The sequence below is a fragment of the Aeromonas sp. DNRA1 genome (genome assembly GCF_963888745.1).
GTDB classification, from domain to species: domain Bacteria; phylum Pseudomonadota; class Gammaproteobacteria; order Enterobacterales; family Aeromonadaceae; genus Aeromonas; species Aeromonas hydrophila.
The window spans coordinates 734,800-759,078 of sequence record NZ_CAWPKQ010000001.1; the positions used below are offsets into that span (position 1 = coordinate 734,800).

20 protein-coding genes are annotated in these 24,279 nt (G+C 60.7%); 12 read left to right on the forward strand and 8 right to left on the reverse strand.

What is annotated here, in order from left to right:
* Positions 1-489: 489 nt before the first annotated feature.
* The 10 genes from AACQ43_RS03335 (at position 490) to AACQ43_RS03380 (ending at position 11,974) form a co-directional block, all read left to right on the forward strand.
* Positions 490-2,397 carry a PTS fructose transporter subunit IIABC gene (locus AACQ43_RS03335; RefSeq protein WP_168965940.1) on the forward strand — a complete coding sequence of 636 codons (1,908 nt, stop codon included), beginning with the start codon at positions 490-492 and terminating at the stop codon, positions 2,395-2,397.
* A gap of 413 nt (positions 2,398-2,810) precedes the next feature.
* A complete protein-coding gene (gene uhpT / locus AACQ43_RS03340; protein ID WP_168965942.1) occupies positions 2,811-4,217 on the forward strand; it encodes a hexose-6-phosphate:phosphate antiporter in 1,407 nt (468 codons plus the stop codon).
* A 252-nt stretch (positions 4,218-4,469) separates the two neighbouring features.
* The gene (locus tag AACQ43_RS03345) at positions 4,470-4,775 is read left to right on the forward strand and encodes a PTS fructose transporter subunit IIB (RefSeq protein WP_017409976.1); all 306 of its coding nucleotides are present in this window, start codon (positions 4,470-4,472) and stop codon (positions 4,773-4,775) included.
* Positions 4,776-5,543: a PTS sugar transporter subunit IIA gene (locus tag AACQ43_RS03350; RefSeq protein WP_168965944.1), complete on the forward strand. Its 768-nt coding sequence runs from the start codon at positions 4,776-4,778 to the stop codon at positions 5,541-5,543. It begins immediately after the preceding gene.
* 77 nt (positions 5,544-5,620) lie between these two features.
* A complete protein-coding gene (rluE, locus tag AACQ43_RS03355) occupies positions 5,621-6,526 on the forward strand; it encodes a 23S rRNA pseudouridine(2457) synthase RluE (protein WP_168965946.1) in 906 nt (301 codons plus the stop codon).
* 96 nt (positions 6,527-6,622) lie between these two features.
* Positions 6,623-7,090 carry an NUDIX hydrolase gene (locus AACQ43_RS03360; protein ID WP_168965948.1) on the forward strand — a complete coding sequence of 156 codons (468 nt, stop codon included), beginning with the start codon at positions 6,623-6,625 and terminating at the stop codon, positions 7,088-7,090.
* Between the two features lie 158 nt (positions 7,091-7,248).
* Positions 7,249-8,355 carry a tRNA 2-thiouridine(34) synthase MnmA gene (gene mnmA / locus AACQ43_RS03365; protein ID WP_168965950.1) on the forward strand — a complete coding sequence of 369 codons (1,107 nt, stop codon included), beginning with the start codon at positions 7,249-7,251 and terminating at the stop codon, positions 8,353-8,355.
* A 211-nt stretch (positions 8,356-8,566) separates the two neighbouring features.
* Positions 8,567-9,181 (forward strand): high frequency lysogenization protein HflD, encoded by a 615-nt coding sequence (hflD, locus tag AACQ43_RS03370; RefSeq protein ID WP_060388888.1) that lies wholly within the window; start codon positions 8,567-8,569, stop codon positions 9,179-9,181.
* Between the two features lie 126 nt (positions 9,182-9,307).
* Positions 9,308-10,678 carry an adenylosuccinate lyase gene (gene purB, locus AACQ43_RS03375; protein WP_168965952.1) on the forward strand — a complete coding sequence of 457 codons (1,371 nt, stop codon included), beginning with the start codon at positions 9,308-9,310 and terminating at the stop codon, positions 10,676-10,678.
* A gap of 165 nt (positions 10,679-10,843) precedes the next feature.
* Positions 10,844-11,974, forward strand: coding sequence for a ribosomal protein uL16 3-hydroxylase (locus AACQ43_RS03380; RefSeq protein WP_016350075.1), 1,131 nt, complete (start codon positions 10,844-10,846; stop codon positions 11,972-11,974).
* 140 nt (positions 11,975-12,114) lie between these two features.
* Here the strand turns inward: AACQ43_RS03380 and AACQ43_RS03385 are convergent, their stop codons facing one another.
* The 7 genes from AACQ43_RS03385 to AACQ43_RS03415 form a co-directional block, all read right to left on the reverse strand.
* Positions 12,115-14,982 carry a hypothetical protein gene (locus AACQ43_RS03385; protein ID WP_168965954.1) on the reverse strand — a complete coding sequence of 956 codons (2,868 nt, stop codon included), beginning with the start codon at positions 14,980-14,982 and terminating at the stop codon, positions 12,115-12,117.
* A gap of 616 nt (positions 14,983-15,598) precedes the next feature.
* Positions 15,599-16,108, reverse strand: a complete 510-nt coding sequence (locus AACQ43_RS03390; RefSeq protein ID WP_039215280.1) for a GNAT family N-acetyltransferase — start codon at positions 16,106-16,108, stop codon at positions 15,599-15,601.
* A 32-nt stretch (positions 16,109-16,140) separates the two neighbouring features.
* Positions 16,141-17,757 carry a GNAT family N-acetyltransferase gene (locus AACQ43_RS03395; RefSeq protein ID WP_168965956.1) on the reverse strand — a complete coding sequence of 539 codons (1,617 nt, stop codon included), beginning with the start codon at positions 17,755-17,757 and terminating at the stop codon, positions 16,141-16,143.
* Positions 17,757-18,371: a glutathione S-transferase family protein gene (locus AACQ43_RS03400; protein WP_168965958.1), complete on the reverse strand. Its 615-nt coding sequence runs from the start codon at positions 18,369-18,371 to the stop codon at positions 17,757-17,759. Before AACQ43_RS03400 ends, AACQ43_RS03395 begins: the two co-directional genes overlap by 1 nt.
* 29 nt (positions 18,372-18,400) lie before the next feature.
* Positions 18,401-19,039 (reverse strand): pyridoxamine 5'-phosphate oxidase, encoded by a 639-nt coding sequence (pdxH, locus tag AACQ43_RS03405; protein WP_011705310.1) that lies wholly within the window; start codon positions 19,037-19,039, stop codon positions 18,401-18,403.
* A 183-nt stretch (positions 19,040-19,222) separates the two neighbouring features.
* Complete coding sequence (locus AACQ43_RS03410) at positions 19,223-19,546, reverse strand: hypothetical protein (RefSeq protein ID WP_076361236.1); 324 nt, start codon at positions 19,544-19,546, stop codon at positions 19,223-19,225.
* Positions 19,543-21,528, reverse strand: a complete 1,986-nt coding sequence (locus tag AACQ43_RS03415) for a reprolysin-like metallopeptidase (protein WP_168965960.1) — start codon at positions 21,526-21,528, stop codon at positions 19,543-19,545. Before AACQ43_RS03415 ends, AACQ43_RS03410 begins: the two co-directional genes overlap by 4 nt.
* Positions 21,529-21,737: 209 nt before the next feature.
* Here AACQ43_RS03415 and AACQ43_RS03420 point away from each other — a divergent pair, with 209 nt between their 5' ends.
* Positions 21,738-22,949 carry an RsmB/NOP family class I SAM-dependent RNA methyltransferase gene (locus AACQ43_RS03420; RefSeq protein ID WP_168965962.1) on the forward strand — a complete coding sequence of 404 codons (1,212 nt, stop codon included), beginning with the start codon at positions 21,738-21,740 and terminating at the stop codon, positions 22,947-22,949.
* A gap of 77 nt (positions 22,950-23,026) precedes the next feature.
* Here the strand turns inward: AACQ43_RS03420 and AACQ43_RS03425 are convergent, their stop codons facing one another.
* The gene (locus AACQ43_RS03425) at positions 23,027-23,371 is read right to left on the reverse strand and encodes a Grx4 family monothiol glutaredoxin (RefSeq protein WP_168965964.1); all 345 of its coding nucleotides are present in this window, start codon (positions 23,369-23,371) and stop codon (positions 23,027-23,029) included.
* A 287-nt stretch (positions 23,372-23,658) separates the two neighbouring features.
* Here AACQ43_RS03425 and sodB point away from each other — a divergent pair, with 287 nt between their 5' ends.
* A complete protein-coding gene (gene sodB / locus AACQ43_RS03430) occupies positions 23,659-24,243 on the forward strand; it encodes a superoxide dismutase [Fe] (protein WP_168965966.1) in 585 nt (194 codons plus the stop codon).
* The last annotated feature ends 36 nt before the right edge of the window (positions 24,244-24,279 follow it).

The following is a 24,279-nucleotide window of genomic DNA, read 5'->3' on the forward strand; positions in this document are numbered from 1 at the left end:
GGTTTCACTCGTGCATTGTAGTGAGCTGTCTGGCACCTATGGCGCAACTCATTTATCCAGCTTGTGCTGCTCGCGCCTCCCCTGCACCCGCCCCTCGCTTCCCGCCAGCGGGGCCATTTCTGTGCGTTGGCTCACATCCCACAGCCGTTTTTCACCTCATAAATTTACAGAAAGAGCGCTCCCATCCGCTGAGTAAAAACTCACCACACGGCCAAAGCGCTGAACCATACACAAACACAACCAATTGATTTTAATCATTAATTAAAATACTAGCGATTCAATCCGCCCCCGTTTCAGCAGCTATTCAGCTTTGCGATCAGGGTCACACTCGAGGCGATGCCGCACAAAAATCCAGTATTTCGCAGTTTTGTCCGATAGGTGCGCGGCACTGCGGGCGGGATAATAGTGGGGTCACTTTTGTCTGCATGTCCTGGGCGCTAGCCCAGGAAAAGATGCCAACAGGCTCCGGCCAGGAGCAGGGAGAACGCCATGATCACCACCCTTATCAACGAGCAGCTGATCGCGCTCGATTTAAAGGCCACGCGCAAGGAGGAGGTCTTCACCGAGATGACCCGTCTGCTCGCGGCACAAGGCAAGGTCAGCGACGAGCAGCAGTTCATCAAGGACTTGTGGGCCCGGGAAGAGCTGGACAACACCGGCTTTGAAGAGGGCGTTGCCCTGCCCCACGCCAAAAGTGCGGCAGTGAGCACCCCGGCGGTGGCCATCGGCATCAGCCGCGCCGGTATCGATTACGGCGCCGAGGATGGCAAGCCCTCCCGGCTGTTTTTCATGATTGCCTCCCCGGCCGGTGGCGCCAACCACCATATCGAGGTGCTGGCCGAGCTCTCCGCCAAGCTGATTGAAGAGGGCTTTATCGATGCCCTGCTGGCAGCCAAGACGCCTACTGATGCGCTGGCACTGCTGCTGGCCAAGAAAGAGGAAGCGGCTGCCGTACCTGCGGCCGACAAGGGGCTGATCATCGGTGTCACCGGCTGTCCGGCCGGCATCGCCCACACCTATCTGGCGGCGGAATCCCTGGAGCGCGCCGCCAAGGAGCTGGGCTTTGAGGTGAAGGTGGAGACCAACGGCTCCATCGGCGTCAAGAACAGCCCGACTGCGGCCGAGATCGCCCGTGCCAGCGCCATCGTGGTGGCCTGTGACAAGCAGGTGGACATGGCCCGCTTCAACGGCAAGCCGCTCATCAAGACCGGCGTGAAGGCCCCCATCAAGGATGGCAAAGGCCTGATCGAGCAGGCGCTGAAGGCCCCCGCCTATGTGGCGGACAAGGATGAGCGCAAGAGCGAGGAGAAGAGCTCAGGCGGCAGCTCGGATCTCTACCGTTATCTGATGAACGGCGTCTCCCACATGATCCCGTTTGTGGTCACGGGGGGTCTGCTGATCGCCCTGGCACTGGCCATCGGCGGCGATCCGACCCCAAGCGGCATGCAGATCCCGGCGGGGAGCATGTGGAACCAGATCCTCAACGTGGGTGTCGCCGCCTTCACCCTGATGATCCCCATTCTGGCGGGCTACATCGCCTACGCCATCGGTGACAGACCCGCGCTGGCACCGGGCTTTATCGGCGGCTGGATCGCCAACAACGGCAGCTTCTACGGCGCCGACGCCGGTACCGGCTTTATCGGTGCCATCATTGCGGGCCTCTTGGTCGGTTATCTGGTGCGCTGGATTGCCACCCGCCACTACCACAAGATGGTGCAGCCGCTGGTGCCGATCCTGATCGCCCCCATCGTCGGTTCCCTGTTTATCGCTGCGGTCTTCATCTTCATCATCGGTGCCCCCATTGCCGACATGATGACGGGTCTGAACGCCATGCTGCTCTCCATGAGCGGTGGCAGCCTGGTACTGCTGGGGATCGTGCTGGGGGGCATGGCCGGCTTTGATATGGGTGGCCCGGTCAACAAGGTGGCCTTCCTGTTCTCGGTGGGCATGATCGCCTCCGGCCAGACCCAGTTTATGGGTGCCATGGCCTGCGCCATTCCGGCCGCGCCGCTCGGCATGTCGCTGGCTACCGTGCTCGGTCGCAAGCTCGGCATCTTCGACGCCACCGAAATTGAAGCGGGCAAGGCTGCCGGTGCCATGGGCCTGGTGGGGATTTCGGAGGGTGCGATTCCGTTCGCCGCCCGTGATCCGCTCGCCGTCATCCCCGCCAACGTGCTGGGCAGCATGACTGCCGCCGTGATGGCCTTCCTGTTTGGCATCACCAACAGCGTCGCCCACGGTGGCCCCATCGTGGCTCTGCTCGGCGCCGTCAACAAGCCGCTGCTGGCCCTGCTCTGCATGATCTGCGGCGCCATCGTCACCGGCGTGGTGGCGGTTGCCCTGAAAAAACTGCGGGTCAAGAAGAGCGACGAGGTGACGCTGGCCAAGGCCGCCTGATCCCCACCCAACCAAGCCGCCCCTGCTGGGAGCGACCAAACCGGACGAGGCCACCTGCGGGTGGCCTCGTCTTTTGTCGGGTTCGAGAGAGCTCGTTCACCTCTGCTGTACGACGCCGGCTTGTGATCCTCTTCACGCTTCGCGGCCGGATCCCGCCAAACTAGGAAATTTTCCTACCCTCCCTAGGGATGGCTCTCACGCCATTTGCAGCGCGCCTCATTAAAGTCACGCTACCTGATGTCGTTACCCGACCCGCGCCATGGCGCAAGGGACGGGCATGGGTTCAATCGACAGGGGCTCGCCGCGCACTGCGCCCGCTTCCTGTTGTTCTTTCCGTGGCGTGACCTCCAACACCAATCAAAAAGGGAGGAACGCGGCGGAAACAGCGTCTATCTCGCAGAGGATGAACGAAGATGTTTAAACTGCTCGAACAGGTCCGGGTCCCCACCCTGAACCTGCCGGTCGAAGCCCGGCGCAAGCTCTGGTTCAAACCGTTTATGCAATCCTATCTGGTTGTGTTCATCGGTTACCTGACCATGTATCTGATCCGCAAGAACTTCAACATTGCGCAGAACGACATGATCCAGGAGTACGGTCTCTCTATGACCGAGCTCGGCATGATCGGCCTTGGCTTCTCCATCACCTACGGGGTGGGCAAGACCATCGTCTCCTACTATGCCGATGGCAAGAACACCAAGCAGTTCCTGCCACTGATGCTGATCCTCTCCTCCCTCTGCATGCTGGGCTTCAGTGCCAGCATGGGTGGCACCGGTTTTAGCCTCTACCTGATGATCTTCTTCTACGCGGCCAGCGGTTTCTTCCAGAGCTGTGGCGGCTCCTGCAGCTACTCCACCATCACCAAGTGGACGCCCCGCAACAAGCGCGGCACCTACCTCGGCATGTGGAACCTCTCCCACAACGTGGGCGGGGCCGGTGCGGCCGGTGTGGCACTGTTCGGTGCCAACTACCTGTTCGATGGCAACGTGCTCGGCATGTTCATCTTCCCCTCCATCATCGCGCTGATCGTGGGCTTCATCGGCCTGCGCTTTGGTAGCGATTCGCCGGAAGCCTATGGTCTGGGCAAGGTGGAAGAGCTGTTTGACGAAGTGGCCAGCGAAGAAGATATCGCCACCGAAGAGCAGCAGCTGACCAAGTGGCAGATCTTCGTCAAGTACGTGCTGATGAACAAGGTGATCTGGCTGCTCTGCTTTGCCAACATCTTCCTCTATGTGGTGCGTATCGGCATCGACCAGTGGTCCACCGTCTATGCCCACCAGGAGCTCGGCTTCTCCAAGGAAATCGCCATTCAGGGCTTTACCTTCTTCGAAGTGGGCGCCCTGGTCGGTACCCTGATGTGGGGTTACCTCTCGGATCTGGCCAACGGTCGCCGTGGTCTGGTGGCCTGTATCGCGCTGGCGCTGATCATCGCCACCCTGGGGCTCTACCAGCACGCCACCACCCAGTTCATGTTCCTGGGATCCCTGTTCCTGCTTGGCTTCCTGGTGTTCGGTCCGCAACTGCTGATCGGCGTGGCCGCCGTGGGCTTCGTGCCCAAGCAGGGCATCAGCGTGGCCGATGGCGTCAAGGGCACCTTCGCCTACCTTATCGGTGACAGCTTCGCCAAGCTGGGTCTGGGCATGATTGCCGACGGCACCCCCATCTTCGGCCTGACCGGCTGGACCGGTACCTTCGCGGCGCTGGACATGGCCGCCGCCGCCTGTCTGGTGCTGATGGCCTGTGTCGCGGTTGCCGAAGAGCGCAAGATCCGCCGCATCAAGCGGGAGCTAAAAGCAGCCACCCTGGCCACCCAGTCCGCCTGAGCCCCGGCGTCCGGGCAGTAGCTGCCCGGTAACACGGTTTCACTCCGTAGTGTGCATTCGGCCCCCCCTCTGGCGGGCCGTTTTTTATCCCCTCTTTTCCCCACTTGTCCCTTTTGGGGCCACAAAAGCGCTCACCCCTTGCCCATCCCTTCAACAGAGCGCAGTCGGGATCCCATTTTTGACTCCGCCCCTTTGGCAAGGCCGCCCCTTGGCGCTATCTTGTTGCCCCACCCGAACTTGCCGTGAGAGCCCATGAAGATCCTCGCCGTCACCGCATGCCCCACCGGCATCGCCCACACCTACATGGCCGCCGAGGCGCTGCAAAAAGCCGCCGACAAGCTGGGGCTCAAGATCAAGGTCGAAACCCAGGGGGCCATGGGGCTGGAGAACATCCTCACCGCCCGCGACATCGCAGGCGCCGATCTGGTGCTGATCGCCTCCGATATCGAGATTGAGCAAAAAGATCGCTTCCTCGGCTGTCCCATCCACCAGGTCGCGCTGGAGGCGGTGCTGCTCGATGCGGTGGCCGTGCTCAAGACCGCCGCCCCCGGCGTCTGAATGCTGATCCGCGAGATCTCCTTTCACTGCCGGCTGGGGCTCACCATCACCCAGGCCAAGCAGTTGAGTCGGCTGGCCGGGCTGTTCAAGTCCCACATCCAGTTCATCAACGTCACCCGCCGTCAGGCGGTAGAGGCGACCAACCAGCTCTCCCTGCTCACCCTGGCCACCCAGCCCGGCGATCTCTGTCTGCTGCTGATCGAGGGGCTGGATGCCGAGCTCGCCCACATGGCCTTCACCTGTTGGTGCGTGGAGCTGGGCCAGCCACTGGGGCGCCCCGGCAGCGCCGCCCTGGCCGGGCAGCGCCTGGGCCAGGCGCTGCCCGACTATTGCTTCACCCTGGCTCAGCTCGGCCATGCCACGGCGCCCCTCGACAAGGCTCAGGCACTGGCGGTGCTGGTGGACCTGCTGCCCGCCGCGCTGATAAGCGACAGGCCAGCGCTGGAGCAGGCCATCGCCGCGCGCGAGCAGCTGGCCGCCACCATCATCCGGCCCGGGCTCGCCATGCCCCACGTCATCTGCCCCGCCATCCGCCACCCCGCGCTCTCGCTGCTCAGCAGCAGCGAGCCCATCGAGTGGGGCTCCGCACTCGGGCCGGTGCAGACTCTGATTTTGCTGGCGGTGCCCGCCGGCCTGGCTCCCGAGCAGTTGCGTCCCCTCACCCGGCTGGCCCGCGCATTGATGGACGATCAGGTAGGCACCGCGCTGCTGCACGCAGGCTCCGCCCCCGCCCGTCAGGCCATCGTCATCGACGGCCTGCTCGGCTGAGCGACTGGCCTCCCATCCCCGTCGTTCATGCCCGCGACAACCCCCTGTGGTACACTCGCCCTTCCCCTGTTTTTGGTATGCATGCGATGAAATCAACCCGCCCCCGTCTCTCCCTCTCCGCCCGTCCCGACGCCGAACGTTCGGCCAGCAGACCCGCCGCCACGGCGCGTCCATCCCAACGCCGGGAGGCGGAACACGCCATGAGAGACAAGGAGGGTGAGCGCAAACCGGCCCCCGCCCCGGCCGATCGCAAGCTGCTGCTCTTGAACAAGCCCTACATGGTGCTCTGTCAGTTCACCGACGAGGCGGGCCGCGAGACCCTCAAGGATTACATCACCGAGCCCGGTATCTATGCCGCGGGCCGGCTCGACCGCGACAGTGAGGGACTGTTGCTGCTCACCAACGACGGCAAGCTGCAGGCACGCCTCACCCAGCCTGGGGAGAAGACCCCCAAGACCTACTGGGTCCAGGTGGAAGGCATCCCGAGCGAGGAGAAACTGGCTGCTCTGCGCACCGGGGTCGAGCTCAACGACGGCATGACCCTACCCGCCGGGGCGCGCATCATGGATGAGCCTGCCGTGTGGCCACGCAACCCGCCCATTCGCGAGCGCAAGGAGATCCCCACCTGCTGGCTGGAGATCAAGATAGTGGAGGGGCGCAACCGCCAGGTGCGGCGGATGACCGCCCACATCGGTCACCCCACCCTGCGCCTTATCCGCTACGCCATCGGCGACTGGACCCTAGACGCGCTGGCACCGGGGGAGAGCCGCGCCCTGCCCGCCCCCGAACTGGCAGCGGCCCCTCGGCCCGCTGCCACGCAAGGCAAAGCACGGACATCCGCCAAGCCACAGGGAACAGGCAGCCACAGCGCACCGCGAGTGGCAAGCCGCCACCAGCATCAGGGCCAAGAGCAGGCACCCGGCCATCGCAGCGGTGGGCGTGGCACCGCCCGTCGCCCGGCCCGCAGCAAGCCGTCTGAATAACACGAGTAAGCCATTTGGCCAGCGTGTCGTCATATGAACAGCACACTTGAATCCAGCGCCCCCGCCGGGGCACAGCCAACCAGACAAGGAGTCCCTATGAGCGATCACCCACCGCTGCCCACCCGCCTCACCGTGGCCGCCCTGGTACACTGGCAGGGCCGCTTCCTGCTGGTGGAAGAGGAGATCAAGGGCCAGCGCCGCTTCAACCAGCCCGCCGGCCATGTGGAGCCGGGGGAAGATCTCATCCAGGCGGCCTGCCGCGAGCTGAAGGAGGAGACCGGGCTCACCGCCGCTCCCACCGGCTGGCTCGGGGTCTATCTCTACAAGCCGGCGGATAGCGAGGCCACCTTTGTGCGCACCGCCGTCATCTTCGACCTTGAAAAGGCGCCGGGTCAGCACCATCCAGAGGATCCTGACGGCGACGTGCTGGCCTGCCACTGGCTCACGCTGGAAGAGATTGCCGAGTGCAAGCCAGCTCTGCGCAGCCCCCTGGTGTGGCAGTGCATTCAGGACTATCTGGCCGGCACCAGGCTGCCGCTGTCGGCCCTCAAGGCCTTCATTTAAGAGCCGTTGGAAGCTCTTTTTGACCCAATGGGGCCAAGACAAGAAAAACGATTTCCTGTTGCCGGGTTCCTGATGGGAACGGCGGCATGGATATGTGACCGGGGGCGCGAAATTCTGGTAGAATACGCCCCGTTTAAACGAACTGGTAACTTCGACTAATGACAGACAACAGCCAAATCAAGGTGATCGTCGGCATGTCCGGCGGCGTGGATTCTTCCGTCTCGGCCTACCTGCTCCAGCAGCAGGGCTATCAGGTCGAAGGCTTGTTCATGAAGAACTGGGAAGAAGACGACACGGACGAGTACTGCTCTGCCGCCCAGGATTTGGCTGATGCCAAGGCCGTCTGCGACAAGCTGGGGATGAAACTCCACACCATCAACTTCGCCGCCGAGTACTGGGACAACGTGTTCGAGCACTTCCTCGAAGAGTACAAGGCCGGCCGTACGCCGAACCCCGATATCCTGTGCAACAAGGAGATCAAGTTCAAGGCGTTCCTGGAGTTTGCCGCCGAAGAGCTGGGGGCCACCTACATCGCCACCGGCCACTATGTGCGCCGTGACGACAGCACAGGCCGCCCGCGCCTGCTGCGTGGCCTGGATACCAACAAGGATCAGAGCTACTTCCTCTACACCTTGAGCGAAGCTCAGGTGGGTCAGAGCCTGTTCCCGGTCGGCGACCTGGAAAAACCCGAGGTGCGCCGCATCGCCGAGCAGCTCGATCTCATCACCGCCAAGAAGAAAGACTCCACCGGCATCTGCTTTATCGGTGAGCGCAAATTCAAGGACTTCCTGGCCAAGTTCCTGCCCGCCCAGCCCGGCCCCATCGAAACCGTCGATGGCAAGGTGATCGGCGAGCATCAGGGCCTGATGTATCACACTCTGGGCCAACGCAAGGGGCTTGGCATCGGTGGTCGCAAAGATGCCACCGAAGAGGCCTGGTACGTGGTCGACAAAGAGGTCGAGCGCAACACGCTAGTGGTGGCGCAGGGCGAGCATCCCCGTCTCTACTCCGATGGCCTGATTGCGAGCCAATTGCACTGGGTGGATCGCACCCCCATTCGCGAGCCGCGCCGCTGCACCGTCAAGACCCGCTATCGGCAGGCAGATATCCCCTGCCTGATCCAGCCCATCGACGATGAGACCATCCGGGTCATCTTCGACGAGAAACAGGCTGCGGTGACCCCGGGCCAATCCGCCGTCTTCTACGACGGGGAAGTGTGTCTGGGCGGCGGCATCATCGAACAACGTTTCAGCCATCCGGTCTAAGGACTGGGCGCTCACGAGCGTCCGCGCTGTACTCCCTTCTCCCCTCGCGGGAGAAGGGTTGGGGTGAGGGGGTAACCACCCTCACCCTGACCCTCTCCCTGAGGGAGAGGGGACAAAGACAAAACAGCACAAGGCAGCGATCCATGATTGGCAACTTCCAGGCCGGATCATGGCATCGGCCGGTGAATGAACAGAACAGGGCTGTGAAGATATGAGCGACAAATTCCAAGACAGAACCATGGCCTTTGCCGGCATCTGCCAGGCCGCCTATCTGGTGCAGAAGGTGGCCCGTGACGGCAGCTGCGACGAGGCGGCCCTGCGCGAGAGCCTCTCCAGCATTCTGGTGACCAACCCGAGCCAGCCGCTCGAGGTGTTCAACAACACCCACCTGGCCATTCGCGACGGCTACCGCGCGCTGGTCGAGCAGCTGGGCGCCGACGGCAACCAGAAGAATGCCGAGCTGACCCGCTACGTGGTGAGCCTGATTGCGCTGGAGCGCAAGCTGGCCAAGCGCAAGGACATCCTCAACATGCTGGGTGAGCGGATCAGCCAGATTGGCCGCCAGCAACAGCACTTCGATCTGCTCGACGAGCAGATCCTGGCCAACATGGCGAGCATCTACAGCGATCTCATCAGCCCCATCGGGCCGCGCATCCAGGTGGCGGGTACCCCGCTGTTCCTGCAGCAGCCGCTGGTGCAGCACAAGGTGCGCGCCCTGCTGCTGGCAGGCATCCGGGCCTGCGTGCTGTGGCGTCAGCTCGGTGGCAGCCGCACCCAGATCATCTTCGCTCGCAAGAAGATGGTGGAGCTGGCCAAACGTTACTAATCATCGGCTCGCGCGCAGGCCGAGGGACGACAGCAAGGCGGGCAGCCGCACATCCCCTTGCTGACACCCTGGGCCCACGCATGAGTGGATACGGATCCCCCACACCAATCATCAGGAGTTCACCCCATGGAGCTGTCCGCGCTGACTGCTGTTTCCCCGATTGACGGTCGTTATGGCGACAAGGCCGATGCCCTGCGCCCTATCTTCTCCGAATTCGGCCTGCTGCGTTTTCGCGTCGAAGTCGAGGTGCGCTGGTTGCAAAAACTGGCCAGCCACGTCGGGATACCGGAAGTCCCTGCCCTGAGCGCGGCCGCCAGTGCCCTGCTCGACGGCATAGTCCAGAGCTTCAACGAGCAGGATGCCGCCCGCATCAAACAGATCGAGCGCACCACCAACCATGATGTGAAAGCGGTGGAGTACTTCCTCAAAGAGAAAGTCGAAGTGAACCCGGAGCTGGCCGCAGTCAGCGAGTTCATCCACTTCGCCTGCACCTCGGAAGACATCAACAACAACTCCCACGGCCTGATGCTGAAAACCGCCCGCGAAGAGGTCATCAAGCCTTATTGCGAGAAGCTGATTTCCGAGCTCAAGCGCCTGGCTCACGAGTATCGTGACATGCCGCTGCTGTCCCGTACCCACGGTCAGCCGGCCACCCCGAGCACCATGGGCAAGGAGATGGCCAACGTCGCCTACCGGCTGGAGCGCCAGTACAAGCAGATCATGGCGGTGGAGATCCTCGGCAAGATCAACGGCGCGGTCGGCAACTACAACGCCCACATCAGCGCCTACCCGGATGTGGACTGGCACCAGTTCTCCGAGGAGTTCGTTACCTCCCTCGGCCTTTCCTGGAACCCCTACACCACCCAGATCGAGCCGCACGACTACATCGCCGAGCTGTTCGACGCCATGGCCCGCTTCAACACCATCCTGATCGACTTCGACCGCGACGTGTGGGGTTACATCTCCCTGGGCCACTTCAAGCAGCGCACCATCGCCGGCGAAATCGGCTCCTCCACCATGCCGCACAAGGTCAACCCCATCGACTTCGAGAACTCCGAAGGCAATCTGGGTCTGGCCAATGCCGTGTTCCAGCATCTGGCGAGCAAGCTGCCCATCTCCCGCTGGCAGCGTGATCTGACCGACTCAACCGTGCTGCGCAACCTGGGGGTGGCGGTGGGTTACTCCCTGATTGCCTATCAGGCGACCCTCAAGGGTATCTCCAAGCTGGAAGCCAACGACGCCGCCATGGCTGCCGATCTGGATGCCAACTGGGAAGTACTGGCCGAGCCAATCCAGACCGTGATGCGCCGTTACGGCATCGAGAAGCCCTACGAGAAGCTCAAGGAGCTGACCCGTGGCCGCCGCGTCGACGCCGAAGGGATGCGTACCTTTATCGACACCCTGGAGTTGCCGGAAGCGGTCAAGGTAGAGCTGAAGAAGCTGACCCCGGCCAACTACATCGGCGACGCCCAGCGTCTGGTCGATCTGCTGAAATAAGCGGATAAGTGACACCACCGGGGCCCTGTGCATGATCTGCAACAGGGCCCCGGTTATTTTATGTGGCACCCTATACACCCTTTGCAAGAGGTCTTGCCCGAGGCCAGCCACCGCCTCTGGCAAGACCTCTCTTGACCTTTGTCGAACCCTTTGACGAGAAGATCTATGTACCAACTCAATCTGGATATCGCTCACTTCCTCGAGCACTACTGGCAGAAGCGCCCACTGCTCATCAAGGGCGGCTTCACCGACTTTCAGGATCCCATCAGCCCGGACGAGCTGGCGGGTCTGGCCATGGAAGAGGTGATTGAATCGCGCCTCGTCACCCGCTTCAACAACAAGTGGGAGGCAGCCCACGGCCCCTTCGAATCCTACGATCACCTGGGTGAAGAGAACTGGACCGTGCTGGTGCAGGCCTGCAACCACTGGGCTCCCGAGGTCAACGAGCTGGCAGTGCCGTTCCAGTTCATCCCGGGCTGGCGTTTTGACGATGTGATGGTGAGCTTCTCCACCCCTCACGGCGGGGTCGGTCCCCACATCGACAACTACGACGTCTTCATCACCCAGGGCCAGGGCAAACGCCACTGGCGCGTCGGCGATGCCAAGCCCTTGAACGAGTTTGCCGCCCATGCGGCCCTGCTGCACTGCGAGCCGTTCGAGGCGATCATCGACGTCATCATGGAGCCGGGCGACATCCTCTACATCCCGCCTGGATTCCCCCACGAGGGCTACGCCATCGAGCCCTCCCTGAACTTCTCGGTGGGCTTCCGCGCACCAGATGCCAAGGCGCTTATCTCCTCCTTTGCCGATCACCTGATAGACAACGAGGTGCGCACCGAGCGTTACGGCGATGCCGACCTCAAGCCCCGCGCCCGCCACGGCGAGATCCAGCCCCACGAGCTGCACCGTCTGCGCGAGCTGATGCAACAGGCCCTCGATGACGAGACCCTGTTCAAGGAGTGGTTCGGCACCATGATCTCCGAGGCCAAGCACGATCTGGACGTCAATCCAGTCGAGCCGGACTACAGCGCCGAGGAAGTGGCCGACCTGCTGACCCAGGGCGAGCCCGCCATCAAGGTACCGGGCCTGCGCACCGTCTGGTTCAGCGGCGAGAGCCAGCAGTGCTACATCGACGGCGAAGCCTGGACCCTGCCAAGCGAAGATGCGGCCGCCATTTCGCTCTTGTGCGACAAGGACATGGTCACCCAGGCCGACATGGTGGAGCTTGCCGATCAGGCCGGCTTCCTGCAACTGCTGACCCGCTTGGTCAACCGCGGCTACTGGTTCTTCAGCTGAGCTGACGGACAGAGATGAAAAAGGCGCCCGAGGGCGCCTTTTTGTTATTTGCAGCCTATTTGGATGCACCTGGTTTTCGTACATGGCCGCTTCAATAATGACGACTCATGGTAAAGCAATGGACAAGGGCGTCACCTCCGCTATTTCGGAATAAACGCATTCTTGTAGAAGGATCGGAATCCATTGTCCGGTACCTGAAACTCAACCCCGTTGTACAATGACAATGAGGCATCATCAGTCTTACTCATAATTGCGCCATAGCGGGCATAACCACTTTTGCCGTCGTGATACATAAAGTCCATCCGCGAAACCAGATCGTTGGTTTTCTTGAACAATCTGCCAACAATCGGCGAGTCTGAGGACAGGGGATTATTGATGGTCCGCAGTAATTTCATACGGGTATAGTCACCATTGTCATCCCGGGTCAGCAGATAATGGTAGCGGGTCTCGGGAGCCTGCAGACCATTTAACCGATAGATCAAATTCACGTTGGTACCGAGTGCCAGTGCATTCAGGCCATAGGTTATCGGTGCATCGCGCTGACCGACAAAGTCAGAGATTATCCTGCGCACTACACCACCTTTCACTTGATAGATATGTCGGGTAGTGAAGATAAGGAACATGGTCTCATCAAGGTCATTGATGGCAACCACATCCAGCGGATATTCTTGCCACTCCAGATTTAATTGACTCTTCAGCTCATTGCTGTTTGTCGGGGCATCTTCCAGGTGAGATGTCAAGAAAGCGCGTGAAAAGCTTGAGTTGTTTCCCAGCGCCACAAATATAGCAGCACGACTATTATTGCTTGCCTGACTCTCAACGGCATGCAAGCAGGTCTGCAAATCACTCCCCGGCCGCCAGTTACTGATTGGTGTGGTGGCTCCCGCAGTGAAGAAATTCGATATATTTCCGTAACCTGGTTTTTGAATATTGGCAAAGTTATAAATCCTGCCATTTCTAGGCGAGGTTACCAGAGCCCCTGGCTGAGTATAAATCGGATTATCATGATCAGCGATACTTGGGACATAATCCCAATCGGTATTCATGGTCCTTGCATCGAATGCGCACACCAGAGTACGCTTCCAGTAACTGGACACTCGGCAAATATATGCACCAAGATCTTCATACTCAAGTCCTCGTGGCTTAATATATTCGTTGGTATATCTCGCGATCGGGGTAGGTTTGACCTCTTCTTTTTTGAGTAACGTGTAGATCCACTGGGCAATGGCCACCACTATGCCTATCACCGCGACAATGATACCCAAGGGGCCGGCAATGGCAAACCCCATAAAAGAGGCAATGGCGACACCCAACGCCACCGTGGCGACCAACATATTGATTGCCGCAAATATAATATCCCCAATATCGCCGCCCTCGACAGCCTGATACAGGTTATACGCGGCCAGGGCCGCCCCCAGTGCCGCCAAGCCAACAAAACATATATTGATAACCCGAGTGATATTTTGCGTGGCGAGAAACATCTTGCTGGCTATCTGCCGCTCCAGCACATTCGTGAGATGCTGGCCTTTGGCGGTAAGGTTGCTCAAGAATTGACTGAATTTCCCCATATTGATGGCAATGCTATTGATGATGCCTTCACCATTGCCATAAATAAACATGGTCACTTTATCAAGGAACCGGCCGAGCTGGATCAGATTCAAGGTCACATCAAACAGGGCTGCCCCCAACTCCATCAAAGGAACAGGGTTGCTCCATTCCTCCCGATCGGTCGCCGTCAACCAGGTAAAGTTGCCCACCCCCAGCAACAAGGTGAACACGGAAAGGAATGAATCTATGGGGAAGGCCGCGGGAGCCACACCGGCGAAGGCTGTGGGAGCAATACTGCCTGCCGTCCCTGCCAGAGCAGGATATCGTTGAAGAATACGCTGCCGAGCCCCTTCATCCTGCAAGGTGCTCGTTCTCAGGCTCATATTATTCAGTTCATTCCAGAAGCTATCCGGACTATTCTGGTTGAAGAAACTGTTCCAGAAGGTGCGCTGAGTACCGCTTTCATTTCTCAGCAAGGTCACCACATCATCGAAATTTCTCCTGTTGGCCAGGACAGTGTATTTCTCGCTTTGGTGACCCCAGCTCATGTTCATGGCAAACCCGCTGTAAACAGATCCCGCCATGGTACGTTCAAATTTTTTCAGCTCATCTTCGGTGATGCGACGACCGGATGAAATATTGATCGCTCTTACTTTGTTGATGGTGTTGTACACTTGCCACATCGCCTTTTCAAACGATGAGCCTGACCCCAGATACTCCTGAACTTTAAAAGAACTGATAAGCTCGTCTAACACCTCATTCTTGGAGTAGTGCTCGATAAGTTGACGAGCCCAGCGTTCTCCTCCTGCTTTGTAGGCGGTTAACTTTCCACTTTGACAATAATGGGTGGCGACAGAATATAGTTGATCGATAATCTCCTTAAACTGCGCCCCCTTTTCTGCTTGCTTGATATTCGCATTTACCTTCACCATATCCCAAGAGTTATATAGCTTCCGGTCAGCTACTGTGACATTGGTTTGCTTGCTATATGAGTTCTGTAACAGGCCACTCACGTACTCAACCATATTATCGGTAAAATAGCGTCGATTGCTGCTGTAAATAGCATTGACCGAGCTGATGCCATCACTCATTGTCAGCACATTATTATTAGGCTTCATGCCAGGGCCTAATGCTTCGCTTAATGAGCTGTTCTGATACTGGAATTCGTACTTCATCAACTCTTGAAACATCACCTGGGCAAGATATTGCGCTTCATCTGTTTCTTGTACAAAGTTGACCCGATTTGAATCAACTGCGGGCTGGTTAGACGCCATCACGTAAAAATTGATCGCATCCAGTTCAGCAAAATTGCCATTATTCAAGACAGCAATGGCAGCCTTCACCGGGGCTGGGAAAACGCTGCTGGCAGCCAGACCAATCAGCGACATAGAGGAAAACGTCAGAAAATCACGACGTCCTTGTGAAACCTCACGATGGATTATTTCTGAAAGTTTTTTCATATAATATATCCCTATCAGTGCTCAATTTCTTCCAGATTGCCCGATATTTTCAGGCAATAGCTGGGCAGGCCATATCATCATGACCGAGCATATGGTTGTTGTTCTTGGGTGTAAGATGAAGACAGGTTACCGCGTAAGCATTATTGATATGCAAACGAGAGCAACTCTATCGATATATAAGACAAGGGCGGGAATGAATAATTAAAGCCATGGCAATCGCACCAGGCCTCCTTGTTTATATATTCAACAATCTACCTTTACATCCTCATTTGAGTCAAACATCAATAATGAGGTCAAACCAAAAATGTTACCCGTTAGACAAAAACAGATCTTGCTGATAAAAAATTGTAACAATACATTGCAACAGAATTCCTCCGGAAAAAGCAACGGCCAGCCCTCAGGCAGCAGACTCCATATTCAGAGAATATGGTGGCGCGCTCCATATATCCCGACACGGATTCAAGAGGTGTTTGCTCAATGGCATGGGCGTGGATACTGCCCAGGATGATGGAGTGGAGGAGCACAACGACTCATCGCTTATTCAAGGGGAAAGGCGCAGCACCTGCTGCTCATGCAGATAACAAAACGGCAGCCCGCAGGCTGCCGTTTGCGTTGCTCATTGTTCTTCGGGAAGCTCGTCAAACAGCGGGTGGTAGAGCACTTCGCCCTGCATCCCGGTCAGGCCGCCTTCTTGCAGCTCCATAGCCATGAAGCAGTCGGCGGGCACTTCGTAGATGCAGTGAAGGCCGAACTCGCTGGCGGGGCGAAAACCGAAGCGGCTGTAATAGGTCGGGTCACCAAGCACCACCACCGCCTTCCAGTCCATCTCCAGCGCCGTGTCCAGCCCCTCGCGTACCAGATCCGACCCTATGCCCTGCCCCTGCCAATCGGGATGGACCGCCACGGGCGCAAGACCGAGCCAGGGCCCTTCCATGCCGTTAATGGTGATCGGGCTCAGCATCAGGTGCCCCATGAACTCGTACTCCTCCTCCTCGACCATGGTCACCACTGCGGCGCCACATTCGCGCAGGCGGTTGACCAGTTCGGCCTCGTCGGAACGGCCAAAGGCGGCGCTCACCAGGTCATAGACCGGCAGCATGTCGCCGGGGCGCTCGGTTCTCAGCATACAGCGTTACTCCTCGTACAGCAGAGCGGGCATTATTCCACAAACTGACCGCCGCCCTGAGCACCTTTGTCGAGAAATGGGAGGGTGGACTCAGGAAACCGCACGGCCAGCAGGTGCAGCACGGTTTGCAGATCGCTCGATTGCAGGGTGGTCATGGCCGCCCGATAGGCCGCAAACAGCTCGGCATCCGTCTGCTCCAGCCCGCTCAGCGTCTGGTCTGGGCCGCGATGCCAGCGTCCGGCCAGCTCATCGATGAGGGCGGGCAATTCCACCAGCAGCCAGAGCTGGTGATAACGGCGGCTGACGCCATCCCCCTGTTTGTTCTCGCCGCTCGCCCGGCGGGCCAAGGTGCCCAGCCAGCCGAGCCGCTGACGCCGCTCCGACAGCGTGAGCGGCGCCGGCCCCTGGCGCTGCAGGCTGGCCAGCTGCTGCAGATAAGCCAGCCCTTGCTCTTCAAAGTCCTTGAGCAGCAGTCCCCGGTACAGATAGAGCTGGTCCGGCTCGGCCTGCGCCAGCGACTCTTGGTCGTGATACTCCACCGCCAGCGGCCCGTCACTCTCCTGCTCGGGCAGGGAGTCGACAGCCAGTCCGCTTTCTGGCTCCGGCTGCGCCAGAAAGAGGGCCAACCGCCTCGGTTCATCCTCCTCAGCGCCTGCTTGCAGGATGGCCGCCACCACCCGTTTGTCGGCCAGCAGAGGGGCCAACTGCCGTGTCAGCGGCGCCGCCAGCGTCTGGCTTCGCTCCAACTGCCAGTAGCTCACCTCGCACGGCGGCTGACCACTCAGCTCGCGCCGACCGCAATAGCGCATGCCCAGCTTGGCCATCACCCGGCCGGAGGCCAGGTTGCCAGGCATATGGCGGGCGGTCAGCACCGGCAATTGCAGCCGCTCAAACGCAAAGACCTTTACCAGCCGGGCGGCCCGGGTCGCCAGCCCGCGATTTTGCCAGGGCACGCCCACCCACCAGGCGAGCTCGCCATTCCAGTGCAGCGAGATCACCCCCACCAGCGGCGCCTGGCCCTCTCCCCCCGGCAGGGTCAGCGCCCAACTCCAGCCCAGCCCAAGCGCCGCCTTGCGCCAACAGCCGGCCAGCCAGTCGCGGGCCGCCTCCGGCGGGTAGGGATGGGGGATGTTGAGGGTGTAGCGGGCGAGCGCCGCATCGCTGCAATAGCGCACCACGTCGGCCTCATCGCGCGCCAGCAGGAGACGCAGTTGCAGGGCTGGCCCCGATGGCGAGGCGGGCTCGGCCAGCACCGGCACCGTCAGGCGGCGGGCCAGCAGGCGGTTGAGCACCGCGCCCAGATCGTCTTGCGCCGTCAGCGTCAGATCGGCGCCCTGTGGCCCCAGCGTCAGCAGCCCTTCCTCCCGGGCCAGGGTCAGCAGGGAGGCCGAGCCGCTGATGAGGATCTGGCGGCTCGGATCCCTCGCGGGCTGGGCAGGCAAGTCACCATCCAGCCAAGCGGCCAGCAGCGCGCTGGCCGAACGCACGCCATCGGGCGGACAACAGGACCAGAGTCCGCTGATGTCGCTCGGCAAACCCTCATCAGCCTTGCTCTGCAGCAGCAGCCAGCGGCCGCCCTGCCGTTGCCAGGCCTGCAGCACCGGCGCCCAGTGGGGCTGCCACAGGGCCCGCTCGATCAGCAGCTCCATCAGCCGGCCTGGCAGGCAGCCGGCAGGCTCAGGTGACGGGGATGGGCTTCGATACGGGCGATCCAGTCGCGAATAGCTGGCCAGCCCTGCAGCGAGAAGATCCCCTCCTCCGCCACATGGGTGTAAGCGTAAAGCGCGATGTCGGCGATGGTCGGGGAATCACCGCACAGGTAGGGACTCTGCTTGAGCTGCTGCTCCAGCACCGCCAGCGCCTTTTCGCCACCGGCTTTGAGCCCGTCGAGGCGCGCCTCCTGGGACTCCGGCCGCCCCAGATAGTGCACGATGAAACGGGCCACCGCGATATAGGGCTCATGGCTGTACTGCTCGAAGAACAGCCACTTGAGCACCTCGGCCTGCTGGCGCGGCTCGGTCGGCCACAGGGGCGAGCCTTGCGCCAGATAGAAGAGGATGGCGTTGGATTCCGCCAGGGTATCGCCGTGGGCCAACTCCAGCACCGGGATCTTGCCGTTGGGGTTGATGGCCAGAAAATCGGGGGTACGGGTCTCCCCCGCCAGCACATCTACCGACACCCAGTCGAGGGGCAGTTCAAGCCAGCGGGCCAGCAACCAGGGCTTGTAGCAGTTGCCGGACTTCAGGTCACCATACAGACGCATACAGACTCCTTGTCAGCGGCAGCGGGCACTCAGGGCGCCAGCCGCTCGATGTGCCAGCCTTCCCCCTCGCGGGTGTAGTAGAAACGGTCGTGCAGGCGATGCTCGCCCCCCTGCCAGAATTCGACTGTGTCGATCCGCACCCGAAAACCGCCCCAGAAGCTCGGCAGCGGCACTTCGCCATTGGCAAACTTCTGCTTGAGCTCGAGGAATTTGGCCTCCAGCACGCCGCGCGCCGAGATACGGGTCGACTGCTGGGAAACCCAGGCGGCGATCTGGCTGTCCTTGGGGCGACTGTGGAAGTACTTCATCACCTCGAAGGTGCTCATCTTCTCCACCCGGCCGGTCACATGCACTTGCCTATCCAGCGTGTGCCAGGGAAACAACAGGCTGATGCGGGGGTTGCCCTCCAGCTGATGCGCCTTGCGGCTGCCCATGTTGGTGTAGAACACCATGCCCTCGGCATCGTAGTGCTTGAGCAACACGGTGCGCTGCCAGGGCTGGCCGTCGGCATCGACGGTGCCCACCACCATGGCGGTGGGATCGGTCAGCTTGGCTTCGCACGCCTGGGCCAACCACTTCTCGAACAAGGCAAGAGGCTCGGCCGGCAGATCGGCCCGGTGCAATCCACCCCGGGTGTATTCGCGGCGCAGATCGGCTACATCCATCATCTTGATTTTCCTTCTCTCTTTGCCGCCCATGCGGCCATGCGTGCTGGCATTGTGCGACGAGCACGCCATGGGTACAAGCCTTGTGACCGGCAAATGACGGCTGCAAAAAAAGAGGGAGGCTCACGCCTCCCTCCCTTGGTATAACCTTCGTACGCTCTTGGTACGCCATGCCCGCCGGCAGGCTTATTGCTCGCCAGAGGCAGCGGGACAATGCGCCAGCATGCGCCGGTTGTAATCGGCCGCATAGGCCGCCAGCTTGGCCTGGGCCTCTTCCTGCCCGGGCTTGATGACATCCCCTAGGCCATCGAGGTAGCGCACGCCGCAGCGCGCCTTGGCCGAGGCCTGCTGCTCCGGCGCGATACCGGGCGCCACTTCGCCGCGCCCGGCCCGCACGATCAGCCGGTAATCCTGCTTGGCCAGACTGGCGCTGACCGCCTGCTCCAGGGTATCAGCATCGACCTGACAGCCGCCAAGCAAGGACATCAGCACCAGCCAGCCAGCCCTCATCCGCGCCTCCGTTGCCAACCCAGCATGGCCAGCGCCAGAGTCCAGAGACCGAGGGCGCCACCACCGCCGCCGCCACTGCCCGAACTGCCGCCGCTTTGGACGACCGGCAGCTGGGCCGGACTGATGGCGAAGAAGATGTTGTCGCTGCAGGCCACCTTCAGGCGTGCGGCGCTGGCCAGATCCGCCGGCAGGGTGACGGTGGCGGCGCCGCTGTTGGGTTGGCTGACCGCCAGATTGCTCCAGCTGGTTCCCTCGTTCTGGGTGATGAACAGGTCCACCTTGCTGCAGCTGATCGGCGCCAACGTGGTGCCGGCCACATCCCAGCTGACCGCCTGGCTTGCCCCCGGCGTCAACGCCACCCCAAGCGGGGCGGTCAGCCGGAAGGCGCTGCCGGTGTTGACCACCTGAACCTTCATGTCGTCGCTGGCGACACCGCCCTTGCCGTCACGCACCGTCAGCCGGAAGTTGAGATCCCGGTTGGTGGTGGGCCAGGCTTCGCCCTTGGCGAGCGTACCCGAGAGCAGGGAGGGCAGGCTCGGCAGGATCCGCTCCGGTGAACTGGTGGGGGAAACAAAGCGAAACAGCGGCCGGCTGCCGTCGTCAACCATGGTGGCCGGGCTGCTCGACTCCGTGCCCAGATCGATCTGCTCCCAGGTGTAGGTCAGGGGATCCCCGTCCAGATCGGCGCCGGCCCCCTTGAGCACGAATGGCGTGTTGGCCGGAATGATGCGGCTGGCCCCGGCCGCCGCCTGGGGCGCATTGTTGGCAAGACTCAGAGTGGTGCCGCAGGCTGGCACGGTCGCCATGTGCGCCCGCATCTGCTCGATGGACTTGCTGTGGAAATAGGGATCGCCATGGGGCTGAATATTCTCGTCACCGCAAATCCCGGCATAGGCCATGATAGTGGTGCCGCTGCCCGGCTCCCAAGCTTCGGTCGCCTTCCGATTGCCGCTGCCACAACTGTTGGTGGTGCCGTTGAAGGTATGGTCGGCGCCGAACTGGTGACCAATCTCGTGGGCCACGTAGTCGATAAAGAAGGCATCCCCCACCGGGGTGGCCGAGCCGGTCATGCCCTGCGAACGAGTGGCGGTACAGAGCGCACCGAGGCTGGCCAGCCCGCCCCCCCCGGTATTGATTACATGGCCAATGTCGAACGGTCCAAGCGGCGCGCTCGGCAGGGTCTGGGCGTTGGCCTGCACCACGCTGTTGATGCCGAAGTCGGCATCACCATTGGTGAAGGGATCGCTGGCCGGATCGGTAAAGATGATGTTGTCGTTGCCGCTGGCCAGCTGAAACTCGGCCCCCACATCGCGCTGGTACACCTCGTTGACCCGGTTGAGCAGGGTGGCGATGGCGGCGGTAGCCAACACCTTGGAGCCACCGTGGAACTGGGTGTACTCCCCCGCCGTCGAGATGGCGATGACGTAACGCTTGCGCACGTTGCCATCCACCTGAACCTTGTGCGCCAGCGCCCTGCTGGTCTCGCTGCCGATAACCTTGTCCGCATCCTCCTCCAGCCGGCTGTAGGCATCCTGCTGGTAATAGACGGCATAACCGTCGGCATTGCGCAGCGGATCGACGAACACCGTCTTGCCCTGATGGGTGAACATGGCGTGAAAGCCCAGCGGCCCCAGGTCAAAACGTCCCGTCTCTACCGGTGCCGCCGGGTTATGGCCCTTGAAGGTCAGGATCTCGGGAAATTTGGCAGCCTGATCGGCCGGCAGCAGATCATAGGCCTCGAGGGTAAAGGTCACCTCTCCCCCGTCGGGCAACGGCAGGGTCAGCGAACGGGCCCCGGCCTGCAGGCCGGCAAAATAATCGATGGGCACCTTGGCGACCCGAAACTGGTTGGCCCGCACTTCATAGCCGTCGGCGGCGCTGGCGCGCGCCGCCACCGTGTCCCACTCCTTGGCCACAAGGCCACCCGAGCTCATCAGGCTGGCTATCACCAGCGCCAAGGGAGAATATTTCATCAACTGCATCTTTTTAGTCCTTTTAAATGCACTCACCCAAACTGCAACTGGCATCATTTGCCTGCCGCCCTGCTTAGTCCAGCACCACCTGGCGGATATTCCCCGAATGGGGAGTGTTGCACCAACCCTGTCTAGCCCCTATCATTGCGCGGATTTATCAGTTTTTGAGCCGCGTCACCATGACGACGGTTCGTCTTTATCTGACCAAGGTTAATCTCATGCTCAAATCCCCACTGTTGCCCCGTTTCGGGGACCTGGTCGTTGCCATTGTTGACGATGTGCTGGGTCAGGGTCTCACCCTGGACCGCGCCTATGCCCGTCACTTCTCCGGCATCGAACTCAAACCGCAAGAACAGGCAAGGATTGCCCTGGTCACCGGCGATCTGCTGCGTCGCCTCAGCCTCTATTGCGCCCTGACCGGCATCCAGGTCCGTCAGGCCGAGAAGAACGTCTGGCCACTGCTGCACAGCTGGCATGCCTTTCACAAGATAGCTCAACCTAACCATCCGACGCTGGATCGCTTCAATGAAGAGGCGTTTCGTCGCCGTCTGACCGAAGCCAAGAAGAACCCGGTGCTGATGGATGGCTGCCCGACCTGGCTGGAAAAACTCGGCAGCGAGCAACTGGGCGAAGCCTGGCCTGCCGAGCGTGCCGCGCTGGCCTGGATGCCCAAACGTTACCTGCGGGTCAACAGCCTCAAGTGCACCCGCGAAGAACTGCAGGCCGCACTGGCCAAAGAGCAGGTCACTACCATTCCAGTGGAAGGGGTCGATTCAGCCCTGCAAGTGACCTCGGATGCCGCCCTGTTTCGTACCAAGGCCTTTGCCGATGGCTGGTTCGAGCAGCAGGATGCCGGCTCCCAGCAAGTTGCAGCCGCGCTGGAAGTGAGCCCCGGCATGCGCGTCATCGATGCTTGCGCCGGTGCCGGTGGCAAAACCCTGCATCTGGCCGCCATGATGGAGGGCAAGGGCCGCCTGCTGGCGATGGATGTGGAAGAGTGGAAGCTCGAAAACCTCAAGCAGCGCGCCCGCCGCGCCGGGGCCCACAACGTGGAAACCCGGGTGATCACCGGCAGCAAGACCGTCAAGCGCCTCAAAGAGAGTGCGGATCGCGTGCTGCTGGACGTGCCCTGCTCCGGCCTTGGCGTGCTCAAGCGCAATCCGGATGCCAAGTGGCGCGACACCGCCGAGCGGCTGCCGGTGCTGGTTGCCCTGCAGGCAGAGATCCTGCAGCGCTACAGCCAGATGGTGAAGGTGGGCGGTCTGCTGGTCTATGCAACCTGCTCCATCCTGCCGGAAGAGAACCGTCAGCAGGTGGACAAGTTCCTCGCTGCCAATGAAAACTACCGTCTGCGGGATGACCACACCGTCAGCCCGGCCGCCACCGGCTTCGATGGCTTCTACATGGCACGCATCGAACGCATCGCCTGATGCCTGTTGTAAGATAAAGTTGTGAAATAAAAAAGGGGAGCCAGCGGCTCCCCTTTTTGCATGATGCAGATGCTGCCTTATTCTGCGGTGGCGTCATCCTGCTTGTGTTTGGCGGCAGTTTCCTTGATCAGGGTCTGCAGCTCGCCGGCCTGGAACATCTCGATCATGATGTCGCAGCCACCGACCAGCTCACCTTCCACCCACAGCTGGGGAAAGGTCGGCCAGTTGGCAAACTTCGGCAATTCGGCGCGGATATCCGGGTTTTGCAGGATGTCGACGTAAGCAAACGGCTCGCCACAGGACATCAGGGCCTGGGAGGCCTGGGCAGAGAAACCGCAGCTGGGTAGCTTGGGGGAACCCTTCATGTACAGGATGATGGGGTTTTCAGCCAGCTGCTGTTTGATCTTTTCAATAGTTTCCATAGGTGCCTCACTAGAGCGATTTCGGCGGCCATTCTACTGCAATCCTGGCAGACCACAAACTGACAAACCACCTCGGATGCAAGAAGTGATGAATCAATACGCCGCAGCTTGATCCGGATCATGGCGAGAATCAAGAGTTGTTAGCCCATCTTTGATGCTGGTACAATCGATGGGCTTTGGGCCATCTGGCCCCCCTTATTTCAAGAACAATTCTTTTCAAGATAGAAAAGAGTACGCAATGTCTTGCAACCGTCGCCTTCGCACGGCCAGCCAATGGAGAGTAGAAAATGGCATTCGAACTTCCCGCTCTGCCCTATGCAATCAATGCTCTGGAACCGCACATCTCCCAGGAAACTCTGGAATACCACCACGGCAAGCACCACAACACCTATGTGGTTAACCTGAACAACCTGGTGCCGGGTACCGAGTTTGAAGGCAAGTCTCTGGAAGAGATCATCAAGACCTCCACTGGCGGCATCTTCAACAACGCCGCCCAGATCTGGAACCACACCTTCTACTGGCACTGCCTCTCCCCGAACGGCGGTGGCGAGCCCACTGGCGCCCTGGCCGATGCCATCACCAAGGCCTTCGGTTCCTTCGCCGAGTTCAAGGATGCGTTCACCAAGTCTGCCATCGGCAACTTCGGTTCCAGCTGGACTTGGCTGGTGAAAAAGGCTGACGGCACCCTGGCCATCGTCAACACCTCCAACGCCGGTTGCCCGCTGACCGAAGCCGGTACCACTCCGCTGCTGACCGTCGACCTGTGGGAACACGCCTACTACATCGATTTCCGCAACCTGCGTCCGAAGTACATGGAAACCTTCTGGACCCTGGTCAACTGGGAGTTCGTGGCCAAGAACCTGGCTGCCTGATAGCCCCGTTCTTGCCAAAACGCCCCGCTCTTGCGG